We start from the raw sequence: 13,875 nt of genomic DNA, 5'->3' as shown, positions 1-13,875 counted from the left end.
CCGAACCGGTAGGGCTAGTAGGGACACAACCGACCCGGCCGGCTTTGGAGGCGCCGCTCACCGCAGCAGCATGCACGGCATCGGCAGCCATATGCCGAGAACGATGGAGGAGACCATGTCACCCCGGCTCGACGATTCGCGTACCCCTACAGCGCCGTCGACACTGCCCACCGCCACCGGCGAGCAGTCCGCGGACCCGGAACACCTTCCTGAGATTCCCGGGACACCGTCGCTGGACGAGGTACGTCCGCTGGACGCACGCGAGCTGTCCAAGACACTCTTCGCGCGCCTCGCCTCCCTCGAAGAGGGCACGCACGAGCACGCATACGTCCGCAACACCCTCGTCGAACTGAACCTGGCCCTGGTCAAGTTCGCCGCCTCCCGCTTCCGCTCACGCAGCGAACCGATGGAGGACATCATCCAGGTCGGCACGATCGGCCTGATCAAGGCGATCGACCGGTTCGAGCTCAGCCGCGGTGTGGAGTTCCCGACCTTCGCGATGCCGACCATCATCGGCGAGATCAAGCGCTTCTTCCGCGACACCAGTTGGTCGGTGCGGGTCCCGCGCCGCCTGCAGGAGCTGCGGATCGAGCTGGCGAAGGCGGGCGACGAACTCGCCCAGCAGCTCGACCGTGCGCCGACCGTCGGCGAGCTCGCCGAGCGCCTGGACATCACCAAGGACGAGGTCGCCGAAGGCATGGCGGCGAGCAACGCGTACACCGCGAGTTCGCTGGACGCCCAGCCCGAGGAGGACGACGCCGAGAGCGCGCTCGCGGACCGTATCGGCTACGAGGACCACGGACTCGAGGGCATCGAGTACGTCGAGTCGCTGAAGCCGCTGATCGCCGGCCTTCCCCCACGGGACCGTAAAATCCTCTCCCTCCGTTTCGTCGCCAACATGACGCAGTCGGAGATCGGCGAGGAGCTCGGGATCTCGCAGATGCATGTGTCCCGGCTGCTGACGCGCACCCTGGTCAGGCTGCGTAAGGGGCTGACCGTCGAGGAGTGACGGGGACGCGCCGCCCAGGCCGACCGAAGGGCCCGTTCCGTCAAGGAACGGGCCCTTCCCCGTTATTGACGGGCAGTCCGGTTTGGTCCACATTGAGCCAGGGGTAAATGGGGGGAAACCAATGGCTCTTGGGGAGGGCTGCCCGGCGGCGTACGCACCACTCGAAGAGCTCATGCGCCGCCGCCTGGGCAGGGAATGCCTGTATGTGCCGTCCTGCCGTCTCGGGCTCTATCTGGCACTGCGCCACTGGTGCCCGCCCGGCGGTCGTGTACTGATGTCGCCGGTCAACGACGACGTGATCTTCTTCGTGGTGCTCGCCGCGGGGCTGCGGCCGGTGCAGGCACCGCTGCGCGCCGACGACGGCTCCATCGACAGCGCTGCCGTCCCGGAATCCACCTGGCGCGGGCTGTCGGCGGTACTGACCGCCAATCTGTACGGAAACCCCGACCCCGCGCCCGAACTGCGGGCCCGCTGCGACCGGTTGGGGATACCGCTGATCGAGGACGCGGCGCACGCCATCGGCAGTGTGGTGGCGGGCCGGCCGGTGGGCGGCATCGGTGACGCGTCCGCCTTCAGCCTCTCCAAACACACCGGCGCCAAGACCGGCGGCTTCCTCACCGTCGCCGACCCAACGCTTCGCGAGGAGCTGGCCCGGGCCAGGGACCTGCTGCTGGAACCGGCACGGCTCACCGCGGAACTGGCGTACGGACTGCGTCCCTACGCCGAGGCGGGGGTGCGGGGGCTGCGGCTGACCGGGGCGGCCCGAGCCGCACTGCGGCTGCTCGGCCGCGAGGAGCGCACCGGCATCCGGATGGAGCTGCGGCCGAACGAGCTCGCGCGGGCGCTGACGGCGGCGCCCGCGCTCGACACTCTCCACCCCTGGGTACGGGTGGATCTGCACGACTACCGACTGGCGCCGGGCCGGCTGCGGCTGCGGCGCACCGAGCGGCTGCTGACGGGTCTTGACGAGCGGCTCGCCGCCCATCTGGAGGGCACTCAGCGGCTGTTGGACACCCGATGGGCGCTGCCCCGGCCGGGCCCCGCCCAGCCGTTGTTCCGGGTGCCGCTGCTGGTCGCCCACCGGGACGCCGCCATCGCCGCGCTCGCCCGCCGCCGGATCACCGTCGGCTATCTCTACGATCCGCCGCTCGACACCTACGCCGGGGAACGCTTCACGGATCCCTCTCCCCGGCCGGGGCCCGCGGCCTGGTTCGCGCGGCACGCCCTGCCGGTCGATCCGCTGCGGGCACGGCAGGTGATCTCCGTCCTGACGGAGATCGACGCACAGCCCGCGCGGCCGCCGGTGACGCGGCACGCACCGGTGCGGGTACCGCGGATGCAGAAGTACGCACCGCCGACGACCCCACCGACGGCACGGACTCCACCGGCGCAGCTGCCGGTACGGGGCGAGCCCGGTGTCTGACACCACCCGGCTGCGACGCGAGCAGCCGGCGACGGGGGGCGCCGCGGGCGCGCCTGCCGCGGGCGGCTCCGCGGCTCCGCGGGCCCGGCAGGGGCCGGCCGGCCCTCCTGCGCGCGCAACCGCTCCGGCCATGGCCCGCCGAGCCGGCCAAGGGGCCGGGCACGGGTCCCGCGGCGGTGACTCGATGTTCCGCAACGCCTACGCACTGATGCTCTCCACCGGCGTCTCGGCCGCGCTGGGACTGGGCTTCTGGCTGTTCGCGGCCCGCTACTACTCGCAGGAGGCCGTCGGCCAGGGCTCCGCCGCCATCGCAGCGATGCGGCTCCTGGCGTCCGTCACCGCCACCACCATGATCGGAGCGGTGGTGCGCTACGTGCCCCGGGCCGGGCGGGCGACGGGTCCGCTGGTGTGGCGGGCCTATGCGGTCAGCTCGCTGGTGGTGTGTCTGGCCTCCATGGCGTTCTTGTTCACGCTCGATCTGTGGGGGCCTTCGTACGCTCCGCTGCGCGGCCCCACCGCCGGCCTGGTCTTCACCGCGGCCTGCGTCGGCTGGGCACTTCTGACCCTCCAGGACGGTGTGCTGACCGGGCTGCGCCGGGCCGTGTGGGTGCCTATCGGCAACGCGGTGTTCTCGATCGGCAAGCTGGCGCTGCTCGCCGTCCTGGCCGGTGTGCTGCCCGCCCTCGGCATCTTCGTGTCCTGGGCCGCGGCCATCGCCCTGTCCGTCCTGCCGCTCGGCTGGCTGATCTTCCGGCGGCTCATACCCCGCCAGGCCGCCGCCGACCACGACCGCGAACCGCTGAGCCTGCGCGACATGGGGCGCTTCCTGGCGGGCGACTCGGTGGGGGCGCTGTTCTCCCTGGCGATGATCAACCTGCTGCCGGTCATGGTCGCGGTCCGCTTCGACGCCGCGCACAACGGCTTCTTCTACATCGCGTACACGGTCGGCGGAACGATGGAGTTCATGGCCATCAACATGGCCTCGTCGCTGACCGCGCACGCCTCGCACAGCCCCGGGACCCTGGCGGCGGGGGTGCGCGGCGCGCTGCGCCGGATGGCGTTGCTGCTGGTGCCGGTGGTCCTGCTCCTCGTCGTCCTCGCCCCGCAGATCCTCGCCCCGTTCGGCGAGGACTACGCCGCCCAAGGCACCACCGTGCTGCGCCTGCTGGCCGCCGCGGCGCTGCCGCGTGTGGTGGTCGAGCTCTATATCGGCGTACTGCGTGTGCAGGGGCGTACGGGGATGCTGGCCGTGCTCCAGGGCGTGATGTGCGCCCTGGTTCTCGGCAGTGCGGCGCTGTTGCTCGGCCGCAGCGGGATCGACGGGGCGGGCTGGGCCGTGCTCCTGTCGATGACGGTGATGGCCCTGGCGTCCGCGCCCGGCCTGCGCGCCGCGCTCACCGGCCGGGAGGGCCCGCCACGGCGGCACGCCGGTCCGCCGCCCGGGGAGTACGGCACGACCTGGGCGCGGCGTGCGGCCGAACGGCGCGGCGAGGCTGCGGCCAGGTACTCGTCGCGGTACGGCACCGGGCGGGCACGCGGGACGCCGTACCCGCGGGCCGCTCACGAAGCCACGACGCCCGCGTCCGGCACCCGGCCGACCGCCGACGCCGGAGCGGCGCAACAGGCCGGCCGCGAGCCCTCGCGCGCAGAGGATTACGCCGTCACCGCGCTGTGGATGCTGCTCGGGGTCGTCTGCGGGCTGTTCTGGGCTCCCCTGGTACGGGCGCCCGACCTCTCCGCTGCCGCCCCGCTGTCCGGGGTCGAACTGGTGCAGGTCCTACCCCTGTTCACCGTCGGGGCCGCTCTCCTGCTGGTCGTCGTGCAGTGTGCGGCCCTCGCGCTGCCGCGGCCGCAGGGCGTGCTGCTCGGAGCCACCGTGGCGGTCACCTTCGCCGCGTTGCACACCGCGCCCGCGTTCCTCGGGCGCCCGCCCGAGTCCGGCCCACTGCCCGTGGCCTGCCAATTACTGTGCCTGGCCGCTGTGCTGACGATCCTGCACCAGGCCCGGCTGCCGGTCCGCGCACGATGGAGCGTGCTGTGGCTGCTCGCCGTGAGCGGCTGGGCGCTGCAGCGGCCGCTCGCCCCCGTCCTCCTCCCTCTGCTGCTGCTCCTCATCGGCACGGCGTGCGCACTCGCCCTGCTGCGCCGACACCGACGTACCGATTGATCAGGGGGAAAGCGTGCGCCAGCCAGTCCCATCGGCCGACAGAGCCGTGGCCGAGCCTTCCTCGATGGATCTCGCCGATCTGCCGGGTCCCGCCCGATCGCCCTGGATCGGGCCGCTGTGCCTGGCGGCGCCGCTCGTCGCCGCACTTGGCCTGTGGGCGTACGCCGTCTCCCGCACCGACACCGGCACGCTCGGCGACTTCGGACTCGTCGGGGCGCTGCCCGTGGCGTACTGGGCGGGGCTCGCGCTGCTGACCGCCGGCTTCTGGATCTGCGTACGTGACCCACGGCGTCGCAACCGGTGGCCGCTCGCGTACACACTGGGCCTGCTCGTGATGGAGCGGGCCACCCAGGCGCTGGTCTACTCCACGCCGCTGTACGCGTGGGCGTGGAAGCACGACGCGGTCATCGAGCATCTGCTGAGCGCGGGCCGCCTCGAGACGACCGGCGGCCGCCTCGGCGACATGGCCGTCTACGACCAGTGGCCGGGGTTCTTCGCCGCGCAGGCCGCCCTCGTGCGCCTGACGGGGGTGGAGAACTCCCTGGCGTACATGGCCTGGTGGCCGCTGCTGTCCAGTGTGCTGCTGCTCGCGCCGCTGATGCTGATCTACCGCACCTTCACCCAGGACCGCAGGCTGCTGTGGACCGCGCTCTGGCTGTTCTGTGTCGCCAACTGGGTCGGCCAGGACTACTTCTCGCCCCAGTCGCTCGCGCTCGCCCTCTATCTGTCCGTGATTGCGATCCTGCTGCGCCGCGGCGAACGCCCGGTGCGCGGCAGCCGGTCCCGGCGGCTGATGTGGGCCGTGCTGCTGGTCCCCCTGATCGCCGCCCTCGTCATTTCGCACCAGCTCACGCCGGTCATGCTGATCGTCGCGCTCGCGGGGCTGTGCCTGCTGCGGCGCTACCGCGACTGGCTGCTGCCCGCCGTGCTGCTGCTGGTGTTCCTCGCCTGGAACCTCACCGCGTCGCTGCCTTTCCTGCGCGAGGCGGTGCCCGACATGGTCCGTTCCTTCGGGGATCTGCGGGGCAATCTGGAGACCGGGTACGGCTCGACACCGACCGGTACCGGGCCGGTGATCGTCTCCTGGATCTCCCGGCTGCTCTCGGCGGCCGTCCTGCTGCTCGCCGCGCTCGGCGTGTGGCGCAGACCGGCCCTTCGGCACCGGGCCCGGCCGCTGCTGCTGCTCGCCGCGGTCCCACTGCTGATGCTGGTCGCCAACGACTACGGCAGCGAAATGATCTTCCGGGTGCTGCTGTTCATGCTGCCGGGGGTCTGCTTCTTCGCGGCCGCGGCGCTGCTGCCCGACGTACGCCCGCCGGCGGCGCGGCCCGAGGCCGCCGGGGCGCCGCAGCCCGCGCGCGGACTGCGCTTCGCAGTGCTGCCGGGGGTGGCACTGCTCGCCCTCACGGCGGCCTTCGTGCCCGGCTATGCCGGCAAGGACCGGCTCAGCCACTTCCCGCCACAGGAGGTCGCCCTGGTACGGGAGGTCGTCGAGCATGCCCCGCGAGGCTCGCTCGTGGTCGCCGCGCACCGCAACTACCCGCTCGCCTACGACGGTTACTGGCGCATCGGGCACTACTGGTTCCTCGACGACAGCGTGGACCATGTCGAGGAGATCCTGCGGGACCCGGCGGGCACGCTGGCCCGGGACATGGCCGGGGTGGAACCGCCCGGCCGCGCCTACTTCCTGCTCACACAGGGCCAGATCGCCAACTCCGAGATGAACGGCATGCTCACGGCTCGGCAGCTGCGGGCCATCGAGGAGTCCGTTGCCGCCTCGCCGCTCTTCGAGCGGGTGGCCGGCAACGGAGCGGGCGCCGTCTACGAGCTGAAGCGCACGGAGGCCACCGGATGACCAGCGGATCCCTCGCCGCCCGGCTGCTGCCGCCGCTCGCGGGCTGCGGCGCGATCGCCGCCACGCTGCTGCCGGACGGCTCACCGCTGCGGGCCGCCGCCGTCGCCGTGTTCCTCCTCGCGGGCCCGGGCGCGGCCGTGGTGCGCGTCTGCGCCCCGGCGCTGCGCGGACAGCGGCCGGCCGGCCCGGCCGAGAGCTGGGACGCGGACTTCGCACGTGACTCGGGACGCCTCGAACTGCTGGTCCTGACCGTCTTCCTGAGCGCGAGCGCCGCGGTCGTGTGCGCCACCGCGCTGCTGGCCGCCGACGCCTTCAGCGGGCTGGCGGTCCTCGTCGCGCTCACCGCGCTGACCGCGCTCGCCGCCTGCGTCCCGCCCGTGACCGGGGCCGAGGCCGCGGACCGGGATCCGGCCACGCGCGCACCCTCGAAACCACAGAAGGGCTCGACCACGTGACACCACGCCGACGCCTCTTAGGCCCTGTCCGGCCTCCCGGACAGGGCTTGGCCGGGGCGCCCGGAAGTCATCGTCAGCACACACCTCACGAGCGACGCGGGCGGTGGGCGGCGACCGGCGTCCTGGTCGCGTTGCTGCTCGGCGGCGTGCTCGCCCTCACCTTCACGGGCCCCCAGGACCCGCCGCCGCGAGGCAGCGCCCGGTGCCGGCCGACCGAGCAGCTGGTGCCGAACTGCGGCGCGTGGTTCGGCGCTTACGTACGGCACGACAAGCCCGATCTGGAGGAGAAGGTCCTGGCCTACGAGCAGCGGATCGGCCGCAGACTCGACATCGTGTACACGTACCACGACATGTCGACGGACGGCCTGGAGGGACAGCTGCTGACCGAACAGGAGCAGCGCGTCGGCAGGGACCGGATGCTGCTGCTGTCCTGGGAGAGCAAGTGGTGGAACGGCACGGCTGCTCAGCAGCCGAGCTGGCGGCAGATCGCCGCGGGCCGGCTCGACCACGCGGTGATCGACGTCCAGGCCCGGCGGATCAGGGACTACGGGCGGAAGGTGTTCGTCTCCTTCGACCTGGAGATGGACACCCGCACTCCGGCCGCCGGTACTCCCGCCGAGTACGTCGCCGCCTACCGCCACATCCACGACCGGTTCCGTGCGCTGGGCGTGAAGAACGTCGTGTGGACATGGATCATCACGGGCTACACCGGGCACAGCGGGATGTTCCGCAGCCTGTATCCGGGAGACGACTACGTCGACTGGATCGGCTACAACCAGTACAACTACTTCCGCTGCCACAAGACGTCCTGGCGCAGCTTCGAGCAGACGCAGCGGGATACGCACGAGTGGATCCGCGCGCACCTCTCCGCGGACAAGCCGCTGATGCTCTCCGAGTTCGGCACGGCCGACGATCCGCGGCGACCACGGGCGCAGGCCGACTGGTACGCGGAAGTACCGCGGGTGGTGAAGGAGTTGGACGGGGTGCGGGCGGCCCTGCAGTGGAACCACCGCGACCCCGGCCCCGGCTGCGACCTGTCGCTGGCCCGGGACACGTCGTGGCAGAGCCTGCGCGAGGCCGTGTCGGACCCGTACTTCCGCCAGCCCCTGCCGGACCGCTGACACCTCAGCCCGCGAACACCGGACCCTTGACGGCAGCGCGGGCGCGCCGGTACAGCCGCCAGCCGAGCGTCGGAAGCGAGTCGGGGAACGGCGCGACCGGTGCGCCGCGCCCTTCCATCCATGCCTCGACGTCCAGGGCCGTATGGCCGCGACGCACGATGAGCCGCGCGATGCGGTACGTCTCGTCCCTCTGCGAGCTCAGCGCGTGCCGTACGGCGGCCGCCGACACATAGCCCGCGGCGGCCGCGGCCCTGCGTACCGCCCGGCTGTTGTAGCCGTGCGGATAGGCAAGATGCCCCACCTCGTGGCCGAGTACGTCCTCCAGGGCAGCCTTCGGCTCGTCCAGCTCGCGGCGGAGCGCCGTCGGCGGCAGTGTGTCCAGCTGCGGATGGGTGAGTGTGTGTGCGCCCACCTCCATGCCGTAGTGCTCGAGCAAGGGGGCCCGGGACAGCGTCATCATCGGCGCGGGCGGCAGCAGGCTGCTGCCGCCCGGGGTGATCGCCCCGGTGGTGAGATACGCGGTTGCGGGCATGCCGCGCCCCGCCAGCGTCTCGGCGGTGGGGCCCGGCAGATCGGCGAACCCGTCGTCGAAGGTGAGGACGACCGGCCGCGGCGGCAGCACACCGCCGTCGCCCGTGAGCCCGTCGACGAGGGTGCCCACGGTGACCGGGGTGCGGCCGCTCGCCGCGATGGCGTCCAGCTGTGCGGCGAACTGCCGTGGTGTGACGGTGAATTCGGCGATCCAGTCGGGCGGATCGTCCATGACGGCGTGGTAGAGCAGGACAGGGATACAGGCGCCGGCACCGCTGTGTGCCATGTCAGCGCTTCCCGTCCCGGTCGTCGGGCGACGGCAGCGGTACGCCGCGCAGGCGCAGCCGCGCCCGTACGTAGCCGAGCGGCCCGGCCAGCATCCCGCGGCGCTCCAGCCGGGACAGATGGCGCGGCCAGGGATGGTCCTGCGCCCCGTGCCGCCCGGGCGACGCGGCGCCGGCGCGCCCCTCGCGGTGGGCGGTGATGGCGCGGGCGTGCGCGAGGCCGCGCGGCAGCTTGCGCAGCAGGGCGGGCAGCAGGTCGGGCCTGCGCACCAGCAGGGCGGTGAGATAGGCGGTGAGGCCCGCGCCGTAGCCGTACGCCTGGTTCATCAGGTCCTGCCACGTCTCCCGGTGGTGGTGCCAGACCAGGGCTTCGGGCGTGTAGCGCAGCCGGTGGCCGGCGGCGAGGACGCCGGCGAACGCGTACAGGTCGTCGCCCCCCCTGGCGGGTGTGCCGGTGCCGGTGGCCGGGTCGAAGCCGCCGATGTTCCGCAGGGCCGTGGCGCGGAAGGCCATGTTCGCTCCGGAGCCGAAGCTGCCCGCGGTGAAGGGGAACAGCGGTTCGTCGGCGGGCGGATGTGCCGGGTCGTAGGTGCGCGGGGCGAAGCCCTTGGCGAAGCCGCCGTGGCTCTCCAGGAGGATCTGGGCGGGGGTGCTCAGCCGGGCGGGCAGGATCAGCCCGGTCGTGCAGCCCAGCCGCGGGTCGTCCGCGAACGGCGCGGTCAGGGCGGTGAGCCAGTGCGGGTCGGCGACGACGTCGTCGTCGGTGAAGGCGATGACCGCTCCGTCGGCGAGGGCGACACCCCGGTTGTGGGCGACGGCGAGACCCGGCACGGGCTCGCGCACACAGCGGACGCGGACGCGCTCCCGGTCGGCGTACTTGAGCCGGACGAGGTCCTCGGTGGCGTGGGTGACGGGCGCGTTGTCGACGACGACGATCTCGAAGTCCGGGTGGTCCTGCGCGAGCAGGGAGTCGAGCGCACGGGCGAGCCGGTCGGCGCCCTCGCGGGTGGCGACGACGACGCTGGTCCGGGGCAGATCGTCCGTCGAGCGCGGGACGGCGGTGGCCGGCGGTGCGGGCGGCTCGCGGCCGGCGAGCCTGGCGCGAGCGGCCGCGGCCACGGCGTCGGAGGGGTCCCGGCCCGGCGGGATGCGGCAGACGACCGTGGCGACGGGCCGGCCGCGCAGCCGGACCAGGGCATAGACGTCCCTGTCCCGGCCCGCCGCCGGCCGGGCCCCTGACCGGCCCGTGCCGTACCCGCCCCTTTCCGGGTCGGAGGCCGGCCCCACTGCTGGGCCGGGAGCAGGACGGAAGGACAGGACGGCACCGTCGGGGCCGTCCAGGTCCAGTTCGACGACTCGCATGGCGGCCGGCAGCTGCGGCCTGCGGGACGCGCTCGGGCCGTGCGGTGTGCTCGGGCGGTGCGGTGTCCTCGGCATACGTCTCCCCCACTGTCGTCGTTCTGCGTCACCACCCCGTCAGCGGCGGCGCAGGCTTCCCACCCGGTTCAGTGTCTGCTGCGCATATCCGGCCAGCCGTGGTCTGCTGCGTACGAAGCTGTGCGCGCGGCGCACCGGCTCGCGGCCCAGCCACAACAGGGCGGCTCGCGCTCCGGGCCGTACCGACGCGCCTTCGTGGACACGCAGTTCGCCGGTCTTCAGCGCGTCCTTGTACTCGGCGTCGCCGCGCCCCAGGTCCAGCATCCCGATGCCCGCGGCCGCCGCGCCCTCGGCCATCCGCAGGTGCAGGGCCAGACCGGGCGAGTACTTGGCGAACTCGGGGTCGTACGCCGGGAACCAGCAGGACAGCACGGTGCGTGAGCGCAGCCCGAAGTGCGCGGCGACGGGTCTGCCCGCTGTATAGAGCACGGACAGCACGCCGCTGCAGCCGGGCGCGCGGGTCTCCTGCAGCCGCCGCACCAGGATGCTGATCCAGTCCTGGGCGAACCGGTCGCGGCGGCCGGTCCTGCGGTACTGGGCGGACTTCCAGCCCATCAGCGTGTGCAGGGCGGCCGGATCGCGCTCGTCGAAGACGAACCGCACCTCGCCCACCTGGCGACCCAGCCTGCGCTCCTTGGCGAGGGTGGTCTTCAGGAACTTGGGCGACTGGCCGCGCAGGACATCCTCGTAGGCGGCGTATCCGGCACCGATGTCGACGACCGGCGAGCCGAACTCCTCGGCCGCGCCCGCCCCGAACGTTTCCTGGCCCGCTTCGAGATTGTCGAACTCCCAGGTGGACAGGCCACAGGCACGCAGCAGCTCGCGCGGGGCGATCCGCAGTCCCGGGCGCAGCACGGCTCCCTGGCAGTCCGAGACTCCTAACCCGATCGCCCGCCCGTGGCCCAGAGGCCCCTGCTCGTACGGGAAGAAGCCGGCCGGCTGCCCGTCGTCCCACAGCACCGCGACCCTGGCGGCGGATCGCACCCGGCCGACGGCCAGCGTGAACTCCGGTTCCATGAACGGATTGGCCGGTGCACCGCTCTTGGCGCGTAACTCCCGCCAGGCATCGGTCTCCCGCGCGCCCAGTTCCGACGGTGTCATCACATGAATGCGGACATCGCTCAACGTGCCCCCGACCTTCCCCCTTGAGCCTTCAACTTTGTTTCCCCGGAAGGAAGGTACCGGTGGAAATCGAGACAGGGTAGGGAGCATCACCCTTGTGGTGATGTCTTGTGGTGTGCACAGGCAAGGACTGATGATCGAAGCCCATGTCGCAGTCAGGAGAGCTCCGTTGACGACATCACCCCGCACCCCCCACCGGATGGACCCGGCCGGCGGCTGCCCGCACGCCGCCAACGCCCGGCTGCTCGCCCAGGGCGCCGTGGCGCCCGTCGTGCTCCCCGGCGATGTCGAGGGCATGGCGGTGCTCGGACACGAGGCGCTCAAGGAGTTCCTCGCACACCCCGATGTGGCCAAGGACGCCCAGCACTTCGCCGCGCTGCGGGCCGGGCTCGTCCCGGACGGCTGGCCGCTGAAGACGTTCGCCACGGTGCAGGGCATGACCACGGCCGACGACGCGGACCACCGGCGGCTGCGTTCGCTGGTGAGCAAGGCGTTCACGGCCCGGCGGGTCTCGCAGCTGCGACCGCGGATCGAGACGGTGACCGCGCAGCTGCTCGACGGGCTTCAGGAGGCTGCACAGGCGCAGGACGGTGCCGTGGATCTGCGGGCACACTTCGCGCTGCCGCTGCCGATGGGCGTGATCTGCGAACTGCTGGGCGTGCATGCCGGGTTGCAGGACCGTCTGCATCATCTGTCGAACCGGATCGTCGCCACCGACATCGGCCCCGAGCAGGCCGTGGCGGCCAACCGGGAGATGGTGGAGGTGCTGAGCGCCGTCGCCGCGGGGCGGGCCGAGAGCCCGGGGGACGATCTGACCAGCGCGCTGATCGCCGCCCGCGAGGAGGACGGGGACCGGCTCAGCCCGCACGAGCTGATCGGCACCCTGATGCTGATGATCATCGCCGGGCACGAGACGACGCTGAACCTGATCACCAACGCGGTCCGCGCCCTGTGCGCCCACCGCGACCAGCTCCAGCTGGTGCTCTCGGCCAAGGCCGCGTGGGCGGACGTGGTCGAGGAGACACTGCGCTGGGACAGCCCGGTCAGCTACTTCCCCTTCCGCTACCCCACCCGGGACCTGACCCTTGACGGGACCGTGATCCCCCAGGGCACCCCGGTGCTGGCGGGTTACTCGGCGGCCGGCCGCGACACAGCGGCGCACGGTCAGGACGCGGACCGCTTCGACATCACCCGGGGTGGCGGAGTACGGCATCTGTCGCTGGGCCACGGCCCGCACTACTGCCTGGGCGCGCCGCTGGCCCGGATGGAGGCGACGATCGCGCTGGAGCGGCTGTTCACCCGCTTCCCGGACCTGGACCTGGCGGTACCGGACGACGAGCTGCCGCGCCACGCCAGTTTCGTGGGCAACAGCGTGCGGGAGCTTCCGGTACGGCTCGGGGTCTGACGCGGCGGGGTGCCGCCAGGCCCCTGTCCGGGCGGCGCCTGCGGCGGGCCGCGCCTGCTCCCGTCGCCCGCCGGGTCCAGGGGCCCGATGGTTGGCCTCGCGCGGCCGGCGCATGTCGCGGACCGCACGGCCCGTGCCGCCCAGGACACTTGAGCCCACACCCGCACAGGAGGAGCCCGCCCATGACCCCAGTCACCGCCGTCACCGGAGCGAGCGGCAGCGTCGGCGGCCGCGTGGCGCGCCGCCTGTCCGCCGGCGGCGCCGCGATCCGGCTGCTGGGCCGGGACCCGGCTCGGCTGCCCGAGCTCCCCGGGGCGGTGGCCGCGCCGCCCGCCGCGTACGGCGACGGCGAGGCGATGCGGCGGGCCCTGGACGGCGCGGACACGCTGCTCCTGGTCTCCGCGCACGAAGCGCCGGCGCGGGTGCGGGAGCATACGACGGCCGTGGACGCCGCGGTCGCGGCGGGCGTCCGGCGGATCGTGTACACATCCTTTGTCGGTGCCGCGCCCGATGCGACGTTCACGTTCGCCCGCGATCACTGGCACACCGAGGAGTACATCCGCGCGAGCGGGCTGCGCCACACGTTTCTGCGGGACAACTTCTACCTGGGTGCGTTCCCGGCGATGACCGGGAAGGACGGGGTGCTGCGCGGCCCGGCCCGCCGGGGCCGCGTCGCAGCCGTCGCCCACGACGACATCGCGGACGCCGCCACTGCCGTGCTCCTGGACGACGGCGGCGCGCACGAGGGCGTGGTGTACGACCTCACCGGGCCCACTGCCTTCTCTCTCGCCGAGGCCGCCGAGGAACTGGGCCGGGTCACGGGACGGGCGGTGCACTATGTCCCGGAAACCCCTGAGGAGGCGTACGCCTCACGCGCCGGGTACGGCGCCGAGGAGTGGGAAGTGACCGGCTGGGTCACCTCGTACGAGGCGATGGCCAACGGCGAGATGGCCGCCGTCTCCGACGCGGTGCCCCGGCTCACCGGACACCCGGCGCAGTCCTTCCACGCCTACCTGACCGCACACCCGCGCAGCTATGCGCATCTGCTGCCGCAGCCTTAGAGGCA

Annotated in this window: 11 protein-coding genes; 8 read left to right on the top strand and 3 right to left on the bottom strand. The window is 72.7% G+C overall.

The annotated features are described in order from the left end of the window. The first annotated feature begins 103 nt into the window (after positions 1 to 103). From ACFYWI_RS25155 to ACFYWI_RS25130, 6 genes are all read left to right on the top strand, one after another. Positions 104 to 1,009, top strand: coding sequence for an RNA polymerase sigma factor SigF (locus ACFYWI_RS25155; protein WP_389236609.1), 906 nt, complete (start codon positions 104 to 106; stop codon positions 1,007 to 1,009). A gap of 172 nt (positions 1,010 to 1,181) precedes the next feature. Next, positions 1,182 to 2,432 (top strand): DegT/DnrJ/EryC1/StrS family aminotransferase, encoded by a 1,251-nt coding sequence (locus ACFYWI_RS25150; RefSeq protein ID WP_389236710.1) that lies wholly within the window; start codon positions 1,182 to 1,184, stop codon positions 2,430 to 2,432. A 130-nt stretch (positions 2,433 to 2,562) separates the two neighbouring features. Next, on the top strand, positions 2,563 to 4,599 hold the full coding sequence (locus ACFYWI_RS25145) for a lipopolysaccharide biosynthesis protein (RefSeq protein WP_389236607.1): 2,037 nt from the start codon (positions 2,563 to 2,565) through the stop codon (positions 4,597 to 4,599). Between the two features lie 64 nt (positions 4,600 to 4,663). Then, positions 4,664 to 6,454: a glycosyltransferase gene (locus ACFYWI_RS25140; protein ID WP_389236605.1), complete on the top strand. Its 1,791-nt coding sequence runs from the start codon at positions 4,664 to 4,666 to the stop codon at positions 6,452 to 6,454. Next, positions 6,451 to 6,909 carry a hypothetical protein gene (locus ACFYWI_RS25135; RefSeq protein ID WP_389236603.1) on the top strand — a complete coding sequence of 153 codons (459 nt, stop codon included), beginning with the start codon at positions 6,451 to 6,453 and terminating at the stop codon, positions 6,907 to 6,909. The genes ACFYWI_RS25140 and ACFYWI_RS25135 overlap by 4 nt, the downstream gene beginning before the upstream one ends. 47 nt (positions 6,910 to 6,956) lie before the next feature. Further along, positions 6,957 to 8,030, top strand: coding sequence for a glycoside hydrolase family 26 protein (locus tag ACFYWI_RS25130; protein ID WP_389236601.1), 1,074 nt, complete (start codon positions 6,957 to 6,959; stop codon positions 8,028 to 8,030). A 4-nt stretch (positions 8,031 to 8,034) separates the two neighbouring features. Here the strand turns inward: ACFYWI_RS25130 and ACFYWI_RS25125 are convergent, their stop codons facing one another. From ACFYWI_RS25125 to ACFYWI_RS25115, 3 genes are all read right to left on the bottom strand, one after another. Further along, positions 8,035 to 8,847: a polysaccharide deacetylase family protein gene (locus tag ACFYWI_RS25125; protein WP_389236599.1), complete on the bottom strand. Its 813-nt coding sequence runs from the start codon at positions 8,845 to 8,847 to the stop codon at positions 8,035 to 8,037. Position 8,848: 1 nt separating this feature from the next. After that, positions 8,849 to 10,207 carry a glycosyltransferase gene (locus tag ACFYWI_RS25120; RefSeq protein WP_389236708.1) on the bottom strand — a complete coding sequence of 453 codons (1,359 nt, stop codon included), beginning with the start codon at positions 10,205 to 10,207 and terminating at the stop codon, positions 8,849 to 8,851. Positions 10,208 to 10,321: 114 nt separating this feature from the next. Beyond that, complete coding sequence (locus ACFYWI_RS25115) at positions 10,322 to 11,383, bottom strand: GNAT family N-acetyltransferase (protein WP_389236706.1); 1,062 nt, start codon at positions 11,381 to 11,383, stop codon at positions 10,322 to 10,324. Between the two features lie 220 nt (positions 11,384 to 11,603). On the opposite strand from ACFYWI_RS25115, the gene ACFYWI_RS25110 reads away from it, so the two are divergent. After that, positions 11,604 to 12,809 (top strand): cytochrome P450, encoded by a 1,206-nt coding sequence (locus tag ACFYWI_RS25110; protein WP_389236704.1) that lies wholly within the window; start codon positions 11,604 to 11,606, stop codon positions 12,807 to 12,809. 182 nt (positions 12,810 to 12,991) lie between these two features. Then, positions 12,992 to 13,870: an NmrA family NAD(P)-binding protein gene (locus ACFYWI_RS25105; protein ID WP_389236597.1), complete on the top strand. Its 879-nt coding sequence runs from the start codon at positions 12,992 to 12,994 to the stop codon at positions 13,868 to 13,870. The last annotated feature ends 5 nt before the right edge of the window (positions 13,871 to 13,875 follow it).

Origin of the sequence: Streptomyces sp. NPDC002889 (genome assembly GCF_042888425.1) — a bacterium.
Taxonomy (GTDB): Bacteria; Actinomycetota; Actinomycetes; order Streptomycetales; family Streptomycetaceae; genus Streptomyces.
Note: the sequence above shows the minus strand (reverse complement) of the source record. Positions and strands in the feature narration are given on the sequence as shown.